General features: G+C 40.6%; 17 protein-coding genes and 2 pseudogenes. 14 read left to right on the top strand and 5 right to left on the bottom strand.

Features of this window, described 5'->3' with window-relative positions:
• Positions 1-535 precede the first annotated feature (535 nt).
• The gene (locus AAC155_RS10730) at positions 536-1,255 is read left to right on the top strand and encodes a class I SAM-dependent methyltransferase (RefSeq protein ID WP_113042125.1); all 720 of its coding nucleotides are present in this window, start codon (positions 536-538) and stop codon (positions 1,253-1,255) included.
• Positions 1,256-1,365: 110 nt separating this feature from the next.
• On the opposite strand, the pseudogene AAC155_RS10725 reads toward AAC155_RS10730, so the two are convergent.
• The 4 genes and pseudogenes from AAC155_RS10725 to AAC155_RS10710 all read right to left on the bottom strand — a co-directional run bounded on the left by AAC155_RS10725 (position 1,366) and on the right by AAC155_RS10710 (position 6,279).
• Positions 1,366-2,479 (bottom strand): annotated as a pseudogene (locus AAC155_RS10725) (DUF3396 domain-containing protein).
• A complete protein-coding gene (locus AAC155_RS10720) occupies positions 2,403-2,963 on the bottom strand; it encodes a contractile injection system protein, VgrG/Pvc8 family (protein WP_390904657.1) in 561 nt (186 codons plus the stop codon). Before AAC155_RS10720 ends, AAC155_RS10725 begins: the two are co-directional and overlap by 77 nt.
• A 483-nt stretch (positions 2,964-3,446) precedes the next feature.
• Positions 3,447-4,979: pseudogene (locus AAC155_RS10715) on the bottom strand (transposase).
• A gap of 109 nt (positions 4,980-5,088) precedes the next feature.
• Positions 5,089-6,279 carry a DUF4158 domain-containing protein gene (locus AAC155_RS10710; protein WP_113042122.1) on the bottom strand — a complete coding sequence of 397 codons (1,191 nt, stop codon included), beginning with the start codon at positions 6,277-6,279 and terminating at the stop codon, positions 5,089-5,091.
• A 184-nt stretch (positions 6,280-6,463) separates the two neighbouring features.
• On the opposite strand from AAC155_RS10710, the gene AAC155_RS10705 reads away from it, so the two are divergent.
• From AAC155_RS10705 to AAC155_RS10670, 8 genes are all read left to right on the top strand, one after another.
• Positions 6,464-7,294, top strand: coding sequence for a KilA-N domain-containing protein (locus AAC155_RS10705; RefSeq protein ID WP_113042121.1), 831 nt, complete (start codon positions 6,464-6,466; stop codon positions 7,292-7,294).
• A 7-nt stretch (positions 7,295-7,301) separates the two neighbouring features.
• Positions 7,302-7,913 (top strand): recombinase family protein, encoded by a 612-nt coding sequence (locus tag AAC155_RS10700; RefSeq protein ID WP_113042120.1) that lies wholly within the window; start codon positions 7,302-7,304, stop codon positions 7,911-7,913.
• A gap of 1,497 nt (positions 7,914-9,410) precedes the next feature.
• Positions 9,411-9,920, top strand: coding sequence for a fimbrial protein (locus tag AAC155_RS10695; protein WP_113042119.1), 510 nt, complete (start codon positions 9,411-9,413; stop codon positions 9,918-9,920).
• A 56-nt stretch (positions 9,921-9,976) separates the two neighbouring features.
• Complete coding sequence (locus tag AAC155_RS10690) at positions 9,977-10,645, top strand: fimbrial biogenesis chaperone (protein ID WP_113042118.1); 669 nt, start codon at positions 9,977-9,979, stop codon at positions 10,643-10,645.
• Between the two features lie 23 nt (positions 10,646-10,668).
• Positions 10,669-13,149: a fimbria/pilus outer membrane usher protein gene (locus tag AAC155_RS10685; protein WP_229015672.1), complete on the top strand. Its 2,481-nt coding sequence runs from the start codon at positions 10,669-10,671 to the stop codon at positions 13,147-13,149.
• Positions 13,150-13,176: 27 nt separating this feature from the next.
• A complete protein-coding gene (locus AAC155_RS10680; RefSeq protein WP_113042116.1) occupies positions 13,177-14,148 on the top strand; it encodes a fimbrial protein in 972 nt (323 codons plus the stop codon).
• A 432-nt stretch (positions 14,149-14,580) separates the two neighbouring features.
• On the top strand, positions 14,581-15,591 hold the full coding sequence (locus AAC155_RS10675) for a fimbrial protein (RefSeq protein ID WP_113042115.1): 1,011 nt from the start codon (positions 14,581-14,583) through the stop codon (positions 15,589-15,591).
• Positions 15,592-15,636: 45 nt separating this feature from the next.
• Entirely contained in the window at positions 15,637-16,380 is a 744-nt protein-coding gene (locus tag AAC155_RS10670; RefSeq protein ID WP_113042114.1) for a 4'-phosphopantetheinyl transferase family protein, read from the top strand.
• 41 nt (positions 16,381-16,421) lie between these two features.
• Here AAC155_RS10670 and hpaR read toward each other — a convergent pair whose 3' ends face one another.
• On the bottom strand, positions 16,422-16,874 hold the full coding sequence (gene hpaR, locus AAC155_RS10665; RefSeq protein ID WP_113042113.1) for a homoprotocatechuate degradation operon regulator HpaR: 453 nt from the start codon (positions 16,872-16,874) through the stop codon (positions 16,422-16,424).
• A 507-nt stretch (positions 16,875-17,381) separates the two neighbouring features.
• On the opposite strand from hpaR, the gene AAC155_RS10660 reads away from it, so the two are divergent.
• The 5 genes from AAC155_RS10660 (at position 17,382) to AAC155_RS10640 (ending at position 21,582) form a co-directional block, all read left to right on the top strand.
• Positions 17,382-18,014: a fumarylacetoacetate hydrolase family protein gene (locus tag AAC155_RS10660; RefSeq protein ID WP_113042112.1), complete on the top strand. Its 633-nt coding sequence runs from the start codon at positions 17,382-17,384 to the stop codon at positions 18,012-18,014.
• On the top strand, positions 18,011-18,772 hold the full coding sequence (locus AAC155_RS10655; RefSeq protein ID WP_113042111.1) for a fumarylacetoacetate hydrolase family protein: 762 nt from the start codon (positions 18,011-18,013) through the stop codon (positions 18,770-18,772). The genes AAC155_RS10660 and AAC155_RS10655 overlap by 4 nt, the downstream gene beginning before the upstream one ends.
• A complete protein-coding gene (gene hpaE, locus AAC155_RS10650) occupies positions 18,772-20,238 on the top strand; it encodes a 5-carboxymethyl-2-hydroxymuconate semialdehyde dehydrogenase (protein WP_113042110.1) in 1,467 nt (488 codons plus the stop codon). Before AAC155_RS10655 ends, hpaE begins: the two co-directional genes overlap by 1 nt.
• 64 nt (positions 20,239-20,302) lie before the next feature.
• Positions 20,303-21,181 (top strand): 3,4-dihydroxyphenylacetate 2,3-dioxygenase, encoded by an 879-nt coding sequence (gene hpaD / locus AAC155_RS10645; RefSeq protein ID WP_113042109.1) that lies wholly within the window; start codon positions 20,303-20,305, stop codon positions 21,179-21,181.
• Between the two features lie 14 nt (positions 21,182-21,195).
• Positions 21,196-21,582 carry a 5-carboxymethyl-2-hydroxymuconate Delta-isomerase gene (locus tag AAC155_RS10640; protein ID WP_113042108.1) on the top strand — a complete coding sequence of 129 codons (387 nt, stop codon included), beginning with the start codon at positions 21,196-21,198 and terminating at the stop codon, positions 21,580-21,582.
• Position 21,583: the final 1 nt, after the last annotated feature.

The following is a 21,583-nucleotide window of genomic DNA, read 5'->3' as shown; positions in this document are numbered from 1 at the left end:
TAATTGCATTTGTTACATATTGCCTGCTATAAAAAAGAAGAGGGTTGATATTTTATAGTAGGCAATCGGACTCACTCACCCCGGTCACATAGTTATCTATGCTCCCGGGGATTCGCTCCCTTACCGTTGCGATGCATCTTAAAATGCAGGATTCAAGTTGATTGAGTATATATACAAGAAACTTGCTGTAAAAAAATGAATATTGTGATTGGACTCAATATATAGATAATACTCATATACACATAGTTGTATTTGTGTCATTTTGATATTGAATTTTTTTCACAATGGGGTTCTGGAGGAGGGTGATCAATTTAAAGAAAAAGCAATATTGCTAAATATGATTTAGGTATTGCAAAAACCAATTTATTATTTTAGGTTCTATTAGACCTTTTATTTAACTCAGTTATGTTTTTTCTTAGCAAAAACCGCCGTAAACTCTCGTCCAATGCGGACAGGGATATAAGGCGAAAAGTCCGAAGGACTTTAAAGAGCAATTTTTGGTTATTACTACACATATATGAATATGAGATGACAAATGAATACTGACTGGATGAATGAAGAGGTTTCAAACTTATTCGATCAATATGATGATTATTTGGAAGAGAGACTTGGGTACACACCGTTGATTGAGAACCTTAAGGAGAGCTTGGGGCAAAACATATCGGTTCTTGATTACGGTTGTGGTGGTGGGAAAGTGTCACGTCGGCTAATTGCTGGAGGCATAAAAACGGTAACGGGAGTAGATATCTCACAAACTATGGTGGACAAAGCCGCCAGCAATATCAATCGCGGCAATAGCTCTTATCATCAAATCAAAACTGGTGTCCTTAACTTCAATGATAATACTTTCGACGCAGCTATATGTTGTTACGTGTTCATCGGTAGCAATAAAAAGTCTGATCTTTTAAAAATCGCCAAGGAAGTGCATAGAACATTAAAACCTGGTGGTATTTTTTATGTATTGGATACTAATCCAGATTCTTGTGGGATTAAATTCAGATCTTTTATGAGCGGCGATCTAAATAAAAAATACAATGATGGAGAAATCAAGCCAGTGTATTTAGAGCTGCCAAATGGAACTATTTTTAAGATTTCAGATACGCATTGGCATAAAGATACATATTATGAAGTCTTGAACAAGGCCGGGTTCAAAACTATTGAGCTTTTTGAACACCATGACGCGGATGCTTTAGAGGATACTGGAGATTTACGATGTTACCCACCTTTTGCCATGTTCAAAGCTACTAAATTCTAGATGCTCTATACCCTATGGATTTCAAGATGCATCGCGACGGCAAGGGAGTGAATCCCCGGGAGCATAGCGAATTATGTGACCGGGGTGAGTGAGTACTGCTTCTCGTCCTTTTATGCCTCTCTGTTTTCCGCTTCCCGTACCAGATGCCAGAGGGTTGTGCCCGGTTTTGTACCTGGAACATCAAAAGACATCGCCCCCTGAGCAAAGAAGTACTGTTTGTCAGGCAGGCTATCGGTTCGCCAGATCCCGCTGACCAGTGCAGGGTGGTTACCTCTCAGAGGAGTCACTTGCAGCGGTCCCCGGTCATAACGGGCATACCAAGCCAAGGTGGAAGTTGAATTAAAATGACCCTCACCATAGAAGTGCAATGAATGGCCTTCACGGGGAATGACTCGTATCGGACGTATCAGTTGGTTAATGGCAAAATAACTCTCCGGGACACTGCCCGGCAGTGGTGTTAAGTCCGGGTATTCACCTGCACGGATTATCAGGCCATTGGAATAAGGCGTAATCACCACATCCGGGTAGCGGGGGCGGGCCAGCATTTGCCGTATCCATAATTCCCCCCCCCAACCGTTCTACAAAGCGTTTGGACAACAGGGTGATCCAGTTAATGCCACGGATGGAGTGTTCATACTGTAATTTAGCTGTGAACACTGCGGAGTTCACTTGTAAGGAAGGATAACGTTGCGCCAGTTGATACTCTAAAGGAAAGTAGTCATAGAAGTCGTTGGGTAAGACCAGACAGTAGCCACAGTCCCCACTGTCCGGTTCGAGTTGTTCACATAAAAAATCCAGCCAGGCCATAAAACGAGCCATGCCGTCTTGTTCTTTTAAGTAATCCCAAGGCAGTGTCAGGCTTAGGTAAGAACTGCCGTTATCACCGCTTATTTCCCGAGAATCCAGATAACGCATCAGATAGCGAGGTGCCTCATCTTCATTTTTGGCATCACTGACCACCCAACCAGAAAACTGGTTTTTTTTCTGATTAAGAATGCCTTCTTCCACTTTAGCAATATTTTCCGGTGAATATTTTTTTAGCCCTTCCAGCTCATGACGGTGAAAACGCAGGTAGGTACCAAACTCTTCGCGAAAGCGGCGATAACAGGCCAGAATGCTTTGCTTTTTCTCCTGGGTGTAACCCTGTTTAAAAAACAGGGTAATTGAGAGACCCAGACGGGAAACGGTCAGCCCATCGCCATTGAGGAAGGTAAACGCGGCCAGTTGTGATCTTAGCTGGGCAAAGTAATCTGAAGGCGGATTCGCGTTTTTGCGTGGTGTATTCCCGTTCGACATGGCGTTTATAGAGCGTATCGCAGGCAAATAAAATACGATGCTCTTTAAGCAGGATCGTTAAGATTTCCGGTACGGACTTCCGATGGAAAATACGGCTATCCTGATTGAGCGTCATCAGCCACATTGTGGGGCGGGCAGTGAAAATATAAAAAGTGCTACGACCATCGGTATTACCCTGTTCAGCCCCGGTTATCAACCCATTAATGGTCCGTTCGATGACGCCATTGCGGGTAATGGTCAGTGACGCGCTGTCCCCCAGCTGTTCATTCAGGGGAATGTCATCACGTGAGCTCACCACCTTTAACGTCAGGCGATAAAGCTGTGACAGCTCTTCCTGTAAAGTAAATTGTGATACCTGAAAGGTGGTTTGGGGCAGTGCGCCAATTCGGCAGGTGAAAACTAATCCATCCATATTTGAAACCCTACATAATTGAGCCATTATCCTGAAACGGGGATAACGCAAGAAGCCATTAAACGAGCCATGACATGCGGCTCTTTTAAATAGCGGCGGTCTGTTCCGCGGTAAAAAAATGACAGCGTAAAATAGCCATCATTTAATACGTGGCGTTAGAGAGAACAATAGACCGCGTCCAGCTGAGTAGGATGGAGTGGAGACAAATAACAGAGAATTTCGCTCTCTAAATATTATGACCACAAGATCACGATATTTATCATATGAACATAAAAAATGTGATAAATATCACATAAAATAGCTAATTAATCGCTATCAATGTAGGGTACGGAATGAATAAAAATCGCCGTAAATTTTCATCCGATGCGGAGGAAATATAAAACCCCAAAAGCATCGAGATATTAATCCGGTATATTGGCTATTTTTGCCCATCCCCCGATAGGGTTCAAAGTTACTTTTCAAGCCCTTCCACTGTTTATGACTTTAATCTGTAAATAATGTCGCCAGGTCAACCGACTTGACGAACTCACCAACGCTAAATGTTGTTGCTATGTCATTAAACTCAAATCGACCGTAGAAATTAATGTGTTGCCACGCCACTGGCGATATTTTACCCAGTCGTCCCATCTCAAATAAACCGTCAGGATCACCTCTCTCAAGCAAACTGGACAAGAGTTCTGCGTTAAAATAAATAATTGCATTGGCCATGAGTCTGGTACATTCGTGGATAATATGTTGTTCATTTTCACTTTTTACATTCATTTTGCCCCCGTTGACATGCGCTATCGCTTTTTTCAATCGGTGGTAAGCTTCACCACGGTTTAATGCTTTGGCAACATATTGGCGCAGGGATTTATTATCAATATAGTCAAGCATATAGATGCTTCTTATAATATTATCCAGCTCCCACAACGCTTTTTTTGTTTTATTTTGTCGGGCATAAGAGCTTAATTTCCTAACAATGGATGATTGCGTCGTTTCCTTCTGACCAAGAGAAGCCATTATATGTTGAATATTTGGCCACTCTTCGATAATCCGTTCTTCATTCACTTTACGAATAGGTTTAATAAGGAACTCTTCACTGTATTTCCCGGTTGGCTCAAACCCAATGATACCCTCTGTTTTTGTTGGAAAATTTTTGTAACGTGGGGCAAACTGATAGCCAAACGCGTATAAAATCCAAAAATTAACCTGATTAGTGCCGTGGGTATCTACAGAATGGCGATCGGGATCTATCTCTGTCGTATTATTGTAAAGGAGGTCGAACACAAAATAACTCTCGTGCTCGTGGGTGCCTATTACTTTTGCATTGATTGGCACATGGTTACCGACCAGTGTTAACGCTGAAATTCCTTTTTTAAGACCGAAGTATTTTGGTGCATATCTTGCATTGGCTGTATTTCTTTGGGTTTCAAACCGTTGCCCATCACTGCTGGAGTGGATCACATCCGGCTCAATATCGTAGTGTCGGAAAATAGATAATTTGGCGGTCGCATTAGCGACAATATCATTGGACTCCCTTAACGTTTCCAATCGGAAGAAGTTTTGATATGTCGTTTGTAGCACCTAATGACTTATGTCAGAAATCTCTCCCATCCTGCCCAGGCTCATATTGGTGCCAAGAGCAATAATACAGGCAATAAGTGACTTTTTATCCTGGTTGCCTTTAGTATATCTGCCTAAAACATGATTGAAACCCGCTAAGAATCCTGTCTTTTTGTCCACATAGCTTAATAAATTAGTGATGCTGATCGTTGGCACAAGATGATAAAAATGATGATTATCTTCGTCTTCTTCCTTTTTATAAGGCAGAGTCCAGTTAACTGTACGGCCTTTACGGTAATTGTTAAATTTAACGTCCTTATTTTTTCGGTTGATGATCCTTTGATTTACATGTTTTAGTTTTTCTTCAAGTTCATCTTTAAGTTCTTGCAAAGTTTGGGATATTGGTCTTTGCAATACGGGCAGATCTAGGTCATTCAGGACATTTTGTTTGTCGGCTTTCCACCTGTTCATGGGAATTAAGTCGTCTGTAAAACTTCGATATTTAGTGGTGTTCTGGTTAAAAATGTCCCCTGATTCAAAGGCTATTTTAAGCATCCTGTATACGGCAAATTCATATCGATCAGGAATGAGTTGAGGTGATTTTTCCATCCCTAAGACAAGTCTGGACAAAAATTGCGGCTTCAAGAAGTCCTGACTCATCGGTATGACTACTAAAGTCCAGTACCCGGATAATTTGACGCAAATTCTTTTTAAAGGCGGCCGATAAGGTCTCCAAGTGTTGCCAATGAAACTCCTCTTCATCAAAGCCTGATGACCCGATAAAGAGGGTCACTATCTCCATTTTTTCCCTGTTCAACACCTGAAATGCTTTGGCTCGTATCTCACCAAAAGAGACATTGTCAGTGATATCGGGGTTCAAGAAAAAGCCCAATATTTTGCCTGTGGCCTTGATATCCTCATTCGCTTGAGACTTCCTTTTATACACCATATCTTTAGCAAACAGTTTAGCGGCTTCTTCATACTGGCGGACATGGCCAATAAAGGCTTCGACCAGATTGTCATTGATGACGTGCGTTCGATGGTAGGTGTAGCAAAGAAGATAAAAATAAGCGATCAAAGGGTCAAATCGCCGAAGCTTATAAACTGAATAATATTCAATCAGTGTTGCATAATAGCGGATGCTTTCATTTGATATGCAAAGTGAGGGTAACCACTGACAGGCAAATTCATAAAGGGGACTGAGTTGCTTTACCCAGGTGGATTCTCTGACAATTTCGGTATAACTAAAGTCCCTTAGTGCCTTTTTTAGTTGGGTACTGTACGCAGGGGTAATGATCTGATTTTTATTGAGGTGACTTAACAAAGCCCGCAAGATAAACCCAGGATTAGCTGACCTTTTAACAACCCGTGCGGCCAGTTCAGCTAATTGTTCTGCCATGACACTGCCATAGCGTTGATAATTCAGATGCTGGCAAATAAGTCTTTGCAGTTGTATCCGGGTCGTCTTGCCTGGAACTTTTATATTGGCGGCAGAATGATCAGGGAAATGGCAAGCCAGAATATAAGAAATATCCGTGATGACACCTTCCAGCGTGTAGGTAAAGAATATTTTCCTGGATTTAAAATACCCAAGCATAAGAATGAAGTTCACCCTGGAGTTAACAGACCAATCTTGCGATATTATCTGATGCTCCGTATCGGATAAGGTGAAATAGTATTCTCGTTCCTCCAAAGTAAATCGAGGCAGGCCAAAATAGTCCTGAATTTCAGGTTGAGTCAGTATAGTCAGGCGCTTTTTATTGGTATTCATTTTTTTAATTCTTAATATGGCAGGGTGACATTGAATATGTCACTTTATCTTTTTCTTTCTACCTTTAATAGACATAGATTTATATACAGTTTATATTACATCTTTCCATCCGTATTTAGGCTAAAACAAGGCTGTCATTTAAACCTTCGTTTAACTGACACACCAAAAGCGAGAAGAAAGGTTTATGGCGCAAAAAATTGATGTTCGGGGTATAAAAGTCTCTGTCTTTTCCGACAAACAAGATGACTATATATCGCTATCTGACATCGCTAAGTACAAAGATGGCGACCGCGGTGATTACATTCTGCAAAACTGGATGAGAAACCGCAGTACCATTGAGTTTATCGGTTTGTGGGAACAGCTCCATAATCCCGATTTTAATTCCATCGAATTCGATGGGTTTAAACATGAAGCGGGCGCAAACAGTTTCTCTCTCACGCCAAAACGCTGGATCACAACCACCAATGCAATCGGGATCATCTCGAAAGCGGGCAGATATGGCGGAACTTATGCGCATCGGGATATTGCTTTTGAGTTTGCTTCCTGGATCAGCGCGGAGTTTAAGCTCTATCTATTAAAAGAATTCCAACGGCTCAAACAAGCAGAAAATGAACAGAAAAATCTGGAATGGAATGTTTCGCGCACTTTGGCCAAGGTCAACTATCATATTCATACAGAGTCAATAAAAACGAACATTATTCCCGCCCTGGAGCTTAACCCAAAAGCAAGAAACTTTGCTTACGCTAATGAGGCCGATATATTGAATCTGGCTTTGTTTGGCAAGACAGCCAGCGACTGGCGTAAAGAGAACCCGGAACTAAAAGGCAATATACGGGACTATGCCACACTGGAACAGCTTGTCGTGTTATCTAATTTAGAAAGCTTCAATGCTGAACTTATCGAGCAAGGCTTCTCTGCAAACGACAGGTTCCAAAAGCTGAATCGCGTTGCGGTCAGTCAAATGAAGATCCTGATAGAAAACAAATCCATTGAAAAACTTAAACAATTAAAATAGGTCGTTCATGCGAATTGGGTATACCCGTGTCTCCAAATCTGATGGAAGTCAGGTGCAGGATCTCCAACTGGATGCTTTACTTGCTGCCGGTGTTAATAAAGAAAACATTTATCAGGATGAAATATCAGGGAAGTCAGACAAACGTCCTGGATTGGATGCCTGTTTGAAAGCCCTTAGGCCTGGCGATGTGTTAATGGTATGGAAGCTTGACAGGCTTGGCCGAAGCTTAAAACATCTGGTGAATACTATCCATGATCTTGCGGATCGAAAAATCGGATTTAAGGTCCTGACCGGGCAAGGTGCAGAAATTGATACGACGACGGCCAGTGGCAAATTGGTCTTTGGGATTTTTGCCGCGCTGGCCGAATTTGAACGGGAGTTGATCAGTGAACGAACAAAAGCAGGGCTGGCAGCGGCCAGAGCAAGAGGACGTGAAGGTGGACGTTCTTTTAAACTCACAAAATCTCAGGTTCGCCTGGCACAAGCTTCCATGAAGAATAGAGATTGTAGCGTATCTGAATTATGTGAAGAGCTTGGGATTAGCAGACAGGCTCTCTATAAGTATGTAGGACCAGATGGGGAACTCAGGGAACACGGCAAAAGAGTATTAAAATCTTAGCGCTAACTGAGTACCCATTTTTTTCCTCATCAACTTTGAAGCCTATCGGGGGATGGGCAAAAATAGCCAGATTGAGATCAATCTGACAGGAATGGGATATTCAAGCTGAATTGTGATCTCTGTCTCAGGGAGTTCCGTATTAATTACGGTATGCAATTTACGGATACAAAAGTTACCATGACCACTTCACGGTATCGAAAGTGACAATATTATTAGCACTATTTGCCCATATGTTAGTTAACAACATATGAAAATTGCAATTTTACGCCGTAATGGCCTTGGTGATTTAATTTGCACCCAACCATTAATTAAATATTTACAATATAAATTTCCCATAGCAGAGATCCATCTATTTATCGAATACGCTAAATGTATATGTATACACCACATAGATGACATCTGTTAACGCCGCGGTTCCAACTCAATTAATTTCTTCCATGACTAAAACTGTGATTAATGATTTTGACGATGAAGTATACAGCCACATCGATAGCAATAGAATATCCGAATTAATAATAAGACAAAAATGAATCAATTTGTCTAATTTATATCACGATGAAAAATAAGACATTAAATAAACATCATTATTATTTCTTGATTAAATTAACTCAATCAATCGATTAATTTAATTTTATAACACAATGAAATAGAAAGAAATTTTAATTAATTGCAAAAAAAATACTATTTTTTTGTTTAAATTGTTGAAAAAGATCATATTTTAGTTAATACTGTTTTCCATCGAGTGAGAATAAAACTAAAGCAAAGACGAAACTCTGAATTGGAAATCAACTTAAGGTTCTAAGAAAAATAAGAAGAAATTTTCGTTATCTTAACTGTGGTTAGGATGGCATTTTATCCGATCGTATTAATATCATTAATGCGATGGCATTACATATTACGGTTTGCCCAATCAGAATATTCACTTTCTTTGAGTAAGATACTAGTGCGTTGAGTAGCTATAGACTACTTTTTTTAATATCGCTATTGAATTTCCATTTCAATAAAAATAGTGAAGATGAATTTATCCATATGTGCTACGTACCTTGCCTGTAAGTACTTTTCACTACGTTATTAGCAATACATTAAAAGAACTTTGCTATTAACACAGGGCTTATCGTGTCGTAGGATTTTAGACATCTTAATAAAAATAAGAATCATTATTAACAACACGAATAGATTTAGATTTAGATTTAGATTTAGATTTGCAACAATAGATGATATTTTAGAGAATAAAATAATTCTTGTCTGAAAAACAATTAATATCAGACATTATTATCAATAATATGAATATATATGAGCAGACTATAACATGGTGAGAAAAAATGACTAAATTAGGATAAACTAAAGGAATGGTTAAAAATGCGATTGCATTCTATATCATGATAAAAATGACTTTAATGATATTATCAACCATTAAACTATCCTAATGGTTAGATATATATTTTTATTGTATAGACAAGACTAAAACACATATTTATTAAGGTAAGGTATTTTTAAATGAAAAAGAATTTTATTTTGGCTTCTTTAGTGACGGTATTAGCAGTTTTCAGTAGTTTCAGTGCGTTATCTTATGATGGAACAATTAAATTCCGAGGTACTATTATTAATGAAGGGTGTACGATAACTACCAAAGATGTTGTAGTAGACTTCGGTAAGTTGTCAAAAAACGCATTTGGAGGAAAGGCAAATATAGTTGGTATAAGTAAAGACTTTTCTATCTCCTTAACATCCTGTGATGTGACAGGAGCTCTAGGTATCTCATTTGATGGCGGACCTGACGCTGATAATAAAAATGTTTACAGTTCAGGACTTGCCGGCGTAGGTATTCAAATACTCAAAGGAAGTGATGGAAACAACATAGCACCAGGAACAAATGTCCCTGGGATTGCAACAATTGCAAGTAACACCGCCACTATGAATTTCAGAGCAGGACTAATTTCAACAAAAAATAATGTTTCGATTGGCTCTATAGATAAAACTTTCAATTTCACAATCATATATCCATAATCATCGAATAAACATCTTTAATATAATTAAACATTTTTATAACCAAAGGAGTAAAAATGCTTCGCTTTATTACTCCCTTTTTACTTGTCTTTTTTATGGGACAAGTACAAGCAGGGATTACTTTAGGCGGAACTCGCCTGATCTATAATGGCTCACAAAAAGAAGCCACTATTTCTATCACCAACTCGGATACAGAAAGACCTTATCTTGTACAATCGTGGGTAGATAATATCGATAACAGTCAAAATAAAGTACCGTTCGTTATTACACCGCCATTGTTTAAAATGTCGAAAGAGAGCGAACACCAGATCCGTGTTTCATATATCGGCAATCATCTGCCAGCGGATCGGGAATCGATATTTTTACTTAATGTCAATGCGATTCCGGCTGTCGAAAAAAATGACAATAGTAAGATGATCATCACGATAAAAAACATTATCAAATTAATTTATCGTCCATCAGGATTATCTGATAACGAGGCTAATGATGCCATTAATCGTTTGTCAGCATCACGTAATGCCAGTGGCGTTCAATTAACTAACCCCACGGCTTATTATATTAATCTTAATGAGATGAAAATTGACGGAACATTAATACCTAAACCCGGATTTATTCCCCCTTTTAGTCATAAGGTATTTTCAGCCAAAAATGGCATAAAAAGCGTGACTCTGACTGCTATCAATGATTACGGTGGCACAACAGAAGAGCGCCAGTTTAATTTCTGATAATATTGTCTGATGAGTGTATTGTGAAAAGAATAATCAGTTTTGCTTTAATGATTTGTTGTTTATCGTTGCCAGCATATGCAGAGCTGTATTTCGATATCAATGCATTACAATTATCAGACGAAGACAGAGAAAATATTAATCTGGAAAGTCTGGCAAAAACGGACTCCTATATTCCAGGCGTCTATAAAGTTAACGTTATCGTCAATAAAAAGGATATCGGCATTAAAAGCCTATCCTTTATTGACTGTGGTGAGAAACTTTGCCCTGAATTATCTATCAGTTTACTGAAAGAAATCGGGGTAAAAATAGCAAGCTTCCCAGAATTAGCCTCCCTTGCTGAACAAGAAATCATTTCTCAACCGGAGAAATATATTAAACAGGCATCAGCAGAACTGGATTTAAGTGCTCTTACACTAATGTTGAATTTTCCGCAAGCGGCCATGCAATCGCAAATCAGGGGAGATATTTCTCCTGATCAGTGGGATGATGGTCTGCCTATGTTTTTCACCAATTATCATCTGACAGGAATGCAATCCTGGAATAAAAATCAAAGTGAACAGAATCAATATCTGAATTTACGTAGTGGCTTTAATTTAGGTCCGTGGCGAATTCGTCATAATAGTTACTACAACCATACGGGTACAACATCTGAATGGCAATCGCTTAAAGCCTATGCTGAACGGGATATTCGCTCATTAAGATCTCGGCTGGTATTGGGTGAAACATCCACCGATAGCATGGTATTCGATAGTTTCACTTTTAATGGCATTAAATTGATGTCTGATAGCCAAATGTTGCCAGATAGCCAACAAGGGTTTTCGCCTGTTGTCCGCGGTATTGCGATGACTCACGCAAGAATAGAAGTGCACCAGAAAGATAATATTATTTATCAGACTTTTGTTCCACCTGGCGCCTTTGAAATTACCGATATTTACCCCAGTAACCTGAATGGTGATCTGGAAATATCCATTTATGAAGAAAATGGCAATGTCAGAAAATTTACTCAACCTTTTGCTGCCTCACCATTGATGATCCGTACCGGCCAAATAAAATATTTTGCTAATATCGGTAAATTCAGCGGTGGCAAACAGGCCAGCAAAAAAAGATTTATTCAGACAGAAGCTATTTACGGGTTATGGGATAGCACCACCATTTATGGTGGAGTCATTGTTTCTTCTGACTATCAAAGTCATGCATTAGGTTTAGGGCATAATCTGGGAAAAATTGGCGCGGTATCAATCGATGTCACCAATGCAGCAACTCATTTCCCAAATGGAGAAAAGAAAAGCGGACAATCTTATCAGATACGCTACAGTAAAGGTTTTACTGAAACTAATACAACAGTGACATTAGCGGGTTATCGCTACAATACCAATGGTTATTACAGCTTTAGCGATGCCAATAATAATCACCCATTTGCTGATAATAACAGAAATAGCGCGCCTAAAAACCGGATGCAAATAATGATGGGCCAAAGCTTAGGACAATATGGCAGCTTTTCATTATCGGCTTGGCAGCAAGATTACTGGCAAGATAAAACCCGTAAGAATCAGTCATATTCTATGTCCTATAACACCAATATTCATGATATCGCTTTATCATTAAGCTATAATTACCATCGTAATCGCTCAAGTATTAATAACGATCAAGTGTTTTCATTCAATATCAGTATTCCTCTGGATAAATGGCTGCCATCAGATAATCACAGTGCATCGGTAGATTATGATACCGCTTATAACATCAACGGTAGCAGCCAGCACTCAATGACATTATCCGGCTCTTTACTGGAACAACAGAATCTGAACTATAGTATTTCTCAGGATTACAGCTACGAAAAATCAGAGAAAGAAAAACAATCAGGTAATGCCGCCAGTCTATATTACAGAGGTTCATATGGTTCAATTAATGTAGGCTATACCACTGATCATAGAAAAAATCAGCGGGTTAATTATGGATTAGAGGGCGCCATTATTGCCCATCCCTATGGCGTTACCCTAGCGCAAAATATTAGCGAAAGCGGCGCCAGTGCCTTAATTCGTGCCCCCGGGGCAACCAATGCCAATGTACTGAATAATAGCGCTATCAGTACAGATTGGCGGGGATATACCATTGTGCCTTATATATCGCAATATCGGGAAAATATGTTATCCCTTGATACCAATACATTCGGTGATGACGTAGATATTGATAATCCAACCACTAAGGTCATTCCAACCAAGGGGGCATTGGTATTGGCGGATTATTCTATTCGTGTCGGTCATCGAGTATTTTTAAATTTACAACATAACGGTAAGAAACTTCCATTCGGCACAGTAATCACGGGCCCAAATGGTGTCAATGGTATGGTGAATGAAAAGGGAGAAGTTTTCCTAAGTGGTGTGAGTGACACAGCAAAATTAACAGCCGATTTAGGCGATAAACAAAGCTGTCATATTCAATTCGATAGTAAATTATATCAGAAAATTAATGGTATTATTCTGACTTCATTGCGTTGTCGGTGATTAAAGTAGTATTTATTCAGGGAAAGTATGAAAAATAAATTAGTTATATTGGCAATATTGTTACTAACATTATTCAATGTTACAAGATCAATTGCCTCATGTAAATTACACAGAGATTTTAAAGCGATTGATTTAAATGTTGAGATAAACGAAATTATCAATGCAGACTTTAATAATCGAAGATCTATTATCATCGCTGAATATGGTCCTATGGAGCTGGCTAACAAAATAGGAATTAAAGCCGATTCCCCCATTGCTAGCTGTGATAATAATGAAAATATATCTTTCGCAACAACATCAGGTAGAATAGGGTTCTCTAACGAGAGTGGTAGGATAAAAACCAGTGTAGATAATTTATATTTTTCTATATCTTATGATGGAGATGGGAAGGGTAACTCTCATGATGGCATCAATAGAAAAATAACGTTAAGAGATATCGGTAAAATAACAATTAATCTTATTCAAGAGAGTGATATCAAATCAGGCTCCATACTAAAAAAAGGGTTGATATCTTCTTTATCAACAAGTGATGGTAAAAAATTAATAAATATCAAATATAACAAGGACAATATCATTGGCAGTCAAAGCTGTATGACATCCACACCCTATACAGAAATAAAACTTGGAAGGATGAATACTTCTTTATTTAAAGGGAAAGGCTCTACTTCTGGCCCTCGTAATAGCTTTACTATTCTCATTCAATGCAAAGATAAAAATATCCCCACTATTAAGTTCACAGGAGAAGTAGTGAGCCCAAGTCTAAATAGCATTGTTAAACTACATCAATACAGCGAGGGAAAAACCGCCAGAGGTATTGGTGTTCAATTGTTACATAACAATAATCCTGTTTATATGGATACACCTCTTACTATAACTGAATGGAGAGGTCAAAAAGATCTTTATTATTTACCGCTTACTGCCCAATATTACCAAATAGATGATAAAGTAACCGGCGGAAAAGCTAATGCAACAGTACATTTCACATTTGAATACAAATAGCTTTACAAACCATCCAACTTGACTTAAATTATTAACATCACGATAACATGAGAAAAAAGAGACATTTTCTTCAGTGATGTTAATGATGCAGCAGAATTAAAACCTGATTTACTACCTATCCCAATAGGGCTATTTTATTTGCCATTCTTTGCCATAAAGAGCGAACCTAGGTAGTGCTCAAAATCCTCACGTACTACGTGTACGCTCCGGTTTTTCCGCACTGTCCGTGTTCACTGTTTATTTATTAAGAACGGCCTGCAACAATTACGCCTATTGGGATAGTCTCTTAGACTATAAATAAATCTGCCATATTAATTTCACTAATAAATTATACCGGATGGCATTACTCTCGCTTCATTGTGTTATTAATAAATGGTGTTATTAGTAAATTGCGTTGTCAGTAATTAAGAATAAATCTCAATAGGCATAGATATGAAATCTTGTTTACGATTATTAATTTCTGCTGTTTTACTTTTCAATATCAATAAAATACATGCTGCTTGTATTTCAGAATCCACAACGGGTAACGGCACTGTATATTTTGACTTAAGTTCACTTAAATTAAACTTAAATACATTAAATACTAAAAGTATTCATGTTGCCAGATTTAGTGCTGAACAATTAGCTAGCAGCATGGGGCTCAATATAAATGATCCTATTTTTTCATGTGATGACAACGGATATTTGGTTTTTGGTGAAAGTGTTTATCCTGGCATGTCAGGTAATACGGAGCATGGGACAGGAAAGCTAACAACAGGTATAGAGAATCTCTATTTATATTTTGTTGCTCCTACTGGGAACCTAAATAATATGAAATATCCCACGACGGATGGCAGAAGTTATATCTATTACCCGCCAGAAAAGAAAAAAATCACCTGGAAAGATATCGGTGATATTGATGTTTATCTCTATAAAGAAGGCGCAATTAAATCGGGAAAATCATTGCACGCTGGAATAATTTCCCTATTACAAACATCGAACGGCATCCGTCTAATAACCATAAGAAACAAAACAAGATATCATGTTACTGCTCAAGGTTGCATGGCGCTATCTGGCGATCAAACCGTTAGATTTCATGATGTTTATAGTTCTTCATTTAAAGGAAAAGGAACAACTGCCGGCCATGCTGATTTTAATATCGGCATTGAATGTACAGAAAAAATCGAACCTACAATTACATTTTCAGCAAGAACAATCAGTGGCGCCCCAGAGAGTATTATTCAATTAAACAGAGCTAATGCAGCGAATACAGCAAAAGGGGTTGGTGTGCAAATCTTATATATGGGAACGCCCGTTCCTGTTGGAAAGCCATTTGTTGTCGGTCATTCTGACAGGAATTCTCGTTATAATTTACCTTTCACTGCCCGCTATTACCAAACCGATGATAGAATAACAGGCGGAAAAGCTAACGCTACAGCACATTTTACCGTTCAATATGAGTGATATTCAGTATAAACTGGACAGTATTTCCTTATCTGGATAATTAACATGGAACAGACAGTTATACACACCAATCAAGCATCACTGCCAGAATATGACAACGGATTTATGACTCAAATCGAGTATGGAACAGTTGTTAAACATCCCCAAGTGCATTTCTGGCAAGCTCGTTTTGAACTTTCACATTATCACGATGAATTGTTCAATCAATTAAATTTTCCCTTCCCTGATACATTAGCTAAAGCCGTCAAAAAGCGGCGGGCTGAATATCTGGCAGCACGTTATTGCGCCAGACAACTTTTAGCGCAATTAGGGCAACCAGCATTTAATTTGATCTCCGGTAATGATCGCGCTCCAATTTGGCCGGAAGGTATTTGCGGTTCTGTTTCTCATTCATCTCATTGTGCAATTGTGATGGCTGCACCGCAAACTCATAACCGATTAATTGGTGTCGATGTAGAAGCGATCGTCGATCGTCAAAATATAGATGAAATCACAAAAATGATTGTGAATGACAAGGAAATTCAACTTCTGAAACATTGTCATTTACCACTTGAACAAGCATTTACCCTTGCCTTTTCTGTAAAAGAGAGTTTGTATAAGGCACTCTATCCACAAGTAAAACGGTTCTTTGGTTTTGAAGCGGCTGAAATTACTGCTCTATCCCTCGAAAATAATGAAATAACATTAGCGTTGCGGGAAACTCTCACCCATCATTACCCAACAGGTACACTATTTCGAGGGCAATTTATTATCTCCCCACAGGAAATATTAACGCTAATTATTCAATAGATAAAACTGATAATTGCTGATTCTGCTCAGCAATTTCACTATTATTCATTACCCTCATCCTTTTCCGTATTTATCAGTGAGTTCTTACCAACAGCAATTAACTCTTCCAACAACGCTGAAAGCTGAACCAGCTTTTCCGGCGAAAAAGCTTTTTCAATCGCCTGATATCCCTGTTCTACCTGCTCTTTCGCCTTTTCATAAAGTTTCTGGCCATCCGGTGTTAAAGAAACATAAAGTTTGCGCTGGTCATTCATCGGTTTAAGACGAAAGATCAAGCCATCACGCTCCATACGAGTTAATATCCCAGTCAAACTTGGACGAAGAATACAGGTCTGGCAAGACAAATCATAAAAATCAATTGACCGATTACCAGACAGTACACGAATAATACGCCACTGCTGTTCAGTCAAATTATGACTCTTAAGGATTGGGCGGAAAAAACCCATCGCGGTTTCTCGCGCTTGAAGTAATGCAATTGTCAGAGATTCATGCATGGGTAATGAAGGCTCTTATTTTAGTTAATCACTGATTTACTCTCTGTTGAAAGTATTATACCCGTTATCTTTCAAGTTGCCTCTTTGTTGGCTGCACTCACTCCGGTCACATCGTTATCTATGCTCCCGGGGATTCGCTCCCTTGCCGTCGCGATGCATCTTGAAATCCATAGGGTATATCTCACTCTATAAACACAGTAAAAAAGACTAGCACGTCCCTCAGTCAACCACAAAGAAAAAATCATAAAAATATTAATAAGTAAATAAAAATAAACTCTTAAAATTAGGTTAATAAAAGGTTAATAAAGAAGTAAGTACTTTATCCATAAAAAGATTAATATATTGATTAATAATGATAAAAAACAAATTTAGGGGAGATATTGTTACTGAGATCACAATTAAAATTAACAAACACATTAACATATTGCAACAACTCGCCCTGTAGTTTATTAATATATTAATAAGTGCATCTTAAAACCGCCCGTTTAAGTTTATGAGGAATCGTTAATGAAAGGCACTGTCTTCGCCGTAGCCCTCAACCACCAGAGCCAGGTAGATTTCTGGCATGACTCATTTCAGCAAACACCTTATAACACTTTGCCTAAGACACCAGTATGGTTCATTAAATCACGCAATACCGTTATCACCTCCGGTGAAGCGATTCCCCATCCGGTAGGTGAAGAGGTTCAAAGCGGTGCAACGCTGGCATTAATAATAGGTAAAACCGCCCGCAAAGTTGCTATCGAAAACGCAGCCGAATATATCGCAGGTTATGCATTAGCTAATGAAGTCAGCCTGCCTGAAACCGCTTTTTATCGTCCGGCAATTAAAGCTAAGTGTCGTGATGGTTTTTGCCCCATAGGCCAAATGATCCATCCTAAATCCATTGATGCGTTAGATATTATTACCGAAATCAATGGTCAGGAAGTCGATCGCTGGTCAACCGCCGATCTGGTACGTTCAGCCACGGAATTAGTTGCAGCATTGAGTGATTTCGCAACCCTTAAAGAGGGGGATGTGATCCTGCTTGGAACGCCACACCAACGCGTGGCTATCAAACCGGGCGACAAAGTTGTTATTCGAGCAGCAGGTTTCCCATCACTGGAAAATCAGGTTGTGCAAGTGGGAGAAAAAGCATGAAACACGCAAGAGTTCACTATCAAGGTCGCGATTTGATTGTTACCGTCGATGAACAGGAAAATGTCTGTCTGCCTGATGGCAGTAAAATCAACGGCGAATCCGTTCAGTGGCTGCCACCCGCAAACGGTACCCTGTTTGCCCTCGGTTTGAATTATGCTGATCACGCCACTGAGCTGGAATTTAAGCCTCCCAAAGAACCGCTGGTTTTTATCAAGGCCGCCAATACGCTAACCGGTCATCGTCAGGTTTCCGTTCGCCCTGATAATGTGGAATATATGCATTATGAAGCCGAGCTGGTGGTTGTCATCGGCAAAACCGCCCACAAAGTGACTAAAGAACAAGCGATGGATTACGTTGCCGGGTACACCGTCTGTAACGATTACGCAATCCGTGACTATCTGGAAAACTACTATCGCCCTAATCTCCGGGTAAAAAGCCGCGATACACTGACCCCCATCGGTCCGTGGTTCGTCGATAAAGAAGATGTACCCAATCCGCATAATCTGACATTAAGCACCTGGGTTAATGGTGAATTGCGTCAACGCGGCACAACCGCTGATTTGATCTTCAATATTCCATTCTTGATCGCTTATTTAAGTGACTTTATGACGCTGCAACCGGGAGACATGATCGCCACCGGCACGCCAAAAGGATTATCCGATGTGGTGCCGGGAGATGAAGTTATTGTTGAAGTTGAAGGTGTAGGGCGTCTGGTCAACCGTATTGTCAGCCAGCAAGAGTATGAGGAGAGTCTGTAATGACCGTAATTAACCATTGGATCAACGGCAAAAACGTCAGCAGTAAAACCTATTTTGAAACCACAAACCCGGCTACCGGCGAAGTGCTGGCAGAAGTCGCTTCCGGCGGTCAAGAAGAGGTTGATCAAGCCGTTGCCGCCGCAAAGGCAGCCTTTCCCAAATGGGCAGATCTGCCGATGAAAGAGCGTGCACGCCTGATGCGCCGTTTGGGTGAACTGATTGATGAGAATGTGCCTGAAATCGCCGCAATGGAAACCAAAGATACCGGTTTGCCCATTCATCAGACACAAAATGTGCTGATCCCTCGCGCTTCTCACAATTTCAACTTCTTTGCTGAGATTTGTCAGCAAATGAACGGCCGTACCTATCCCGTTGATGACAAGATGCTCAACTATACATTGGTGCAACCCGTCGGTGTTTGTGCACTGATTTCTCCGTGGAACGTGCCATTTATGACCGCCACTTGGAAAGTTGCCCCCTGTTTAGCACTAGGTAACACCGCAGTACTGAAAATGTCAGAGCTTTCCCCATTAACCGCAAACCGTTTAGGAGAATTGGCACGAGAAGCGGGTATCCCTGCCGGTGTGCTGAATGTGGTTCAGGGATATGGTGCTACCGCGGGTGACGCACTGGTGAAACATCACGATGTACGGGCAGTTTCGTTTACCGGCGGCACAGCAACGGGTCGTCAGATTATGAAAAATGCCGGCTTGAAAAAATATTCAATGGAACTAGGGGGTAAATCTCCGGTTCTGATCTTCGAAGATGCGGATATTGATCGCGCACTGGATGCCGCGTTGTTCACCATTTTCTCTATTAATGGTGAACGTTGTACCGCCGGTTCACGCATTTTCATTCAGGAAAGTATCTACCCTGAGTTTATTAAGCGTTTTGTGGAACGCGCTAATCGTTTGCGGGTGGGTGATCCACAAGATCCAACCACCCAGATCGGTGCACTTATCAGCAAGCCGCATTGGGAGAAAGTCTCCGGTTACATCCGTCTGGGAATAGAGGAAGGTGCAACGTTGCTGGCTGGTGGCCCAGACAAGCCCATCGATTTGCCGACACACCTGAAAGAGGGCCATTTCCTGCGCCCAACGGTGCTGGCGGATGTTGATAACCGTATGCGGGTTGCTCAGGAGGAGATCTTTGGCCCTGTCGCCTGCCTGCTGCCATTCAAAGATGAAGCAGAAGGTCTGCGCCTGGCAAATGACGTGGAGTACGGTCTGGCTTCTTACATCTGGACGCAGGATGTCAGCAAAGTCTTGCGATTGGCCCGCAATATTGAAGCTGGCATGGTATTCGTCAACACCCAGAACGTCCGTGACCTGCGTCAACCCTTCGGCGGCGTGAAAGCCTCTGGCACTGGCCGTGAAGGCGGTGAATACAGTTTTGACGTGTTTGCTGAGATGAAAAACGTCTGTATCTCTATGGGGGATCATCCAATCCCACGTTGGGGGGTATAACCGTTCCGTCAGCGTTAACCACGGCGAATTCCGGTTCGCCGTCCTGATATCAAATGAGGATTTTATGGGTAAGTTAGCGTTAGCAGCCAAAATTACACATGTGCCATCCATGTATCTGTCTGAACTACCGGGAAAGCATCACGGTTGCCGTCAGGGAGCGATTGATGGTCACAAAGAGATCAGTCGCCGTTGTCGCGAAATGGGTGTCGATACCATTATTGTGTTTGATACGCACTGGTTGGTGAATAGTGCCTATCACATCAATTGCGCCGACCATTTCTCCGGCATTTACACCAGTAATGAATTACCCCACTTCATCCGGGATATGAGTTATGAATATGACGGTAACCCTGAATTGGGACAAATGATCGCAGAAGAGGCACGCAATGTCGGCGTACGCGCTCAGGCGCATGAAATCTCAAGCCTGAAACTGGAGTATGGCACGCTGGTACCAATGCGTTACATGAACAGTGACCGACATTTTAAAGTTGTCTCGGTCTCCGCATTCTGCACTGTCCATGCTTTTGAAGATAGCCGTCGTCTTGGAGAGGCAATTCTGACAGCGATTGAGAAATATGATGGCACCGTTGCTGTACTCGCCAGCGGTTCCCTTTCTCACCGCTTTATTGATGATCAACGCGCTGAAGAGGGCATGAATAGCTACACCCGAGAATTTGATGAACAGATGGATCATCGGGTGGTTCAACTTTGGAAAGAGGGCAAATTCAAAGAGTTCTGCAAGATGCTGCCGGAATATGCAGATTATTGTTATGGCGAAGGCAATATGCACGACACGGTGATGTTATTAGGTCTACTCGGTTGGGATAAATATGACGGTAAAGTGGAGTTTCTGACTGAACTGTTTGCGAGTTCTGGTACCGGGCAAGTCAACGCCGTATTTCCACTACCTGATTACATCACCGATAAACCCGCGATCCCCTGATTAGGAGCAACCTAATGCCACATTTTTATGCTGAATGTACGGAAAATATCCGCGAACAAGCCAATTTGCCTGAATTGTTTGTCAAAGTGAATCAGGCGCTGGCAGATACCGGTATTTTCCCATTAGGCGGCATACGCAGCCGCGCCATCTGGCTGGATACTTGGCAAATGGCCGATGGTCAACATGATTACGCCTTCGTCCATATGACACTGAAAATCGGCGCAGGACGCAGCCTTGAAAGCCGTCAACAGGTTGGTGAGATACTGTTCACTCTGATCAAACAACATTTTGCCTCGCTGATGGCACAACGTTACCTTGCCCTCTCTTTTACGATGGAAGAATTAGACCCGGTATTGAACTACAAACAAAACAACGTCCACGCCTTGTTTCGTAAGGAGTAGT

This window comes from Photorhabdus sp. HUG-39 (genome assembly GCF_963878365.1).
Classification (GTDB): Bacteria; Pseudomonadota; Gammaproteobacteria; order Enterobacterales; family Enterobacteriaceae; genus Photorhabdus; species Photorhabdus kayaii.
This window is presented reverse-complemented; position numbering and strand designations above follow the sequence as displayed.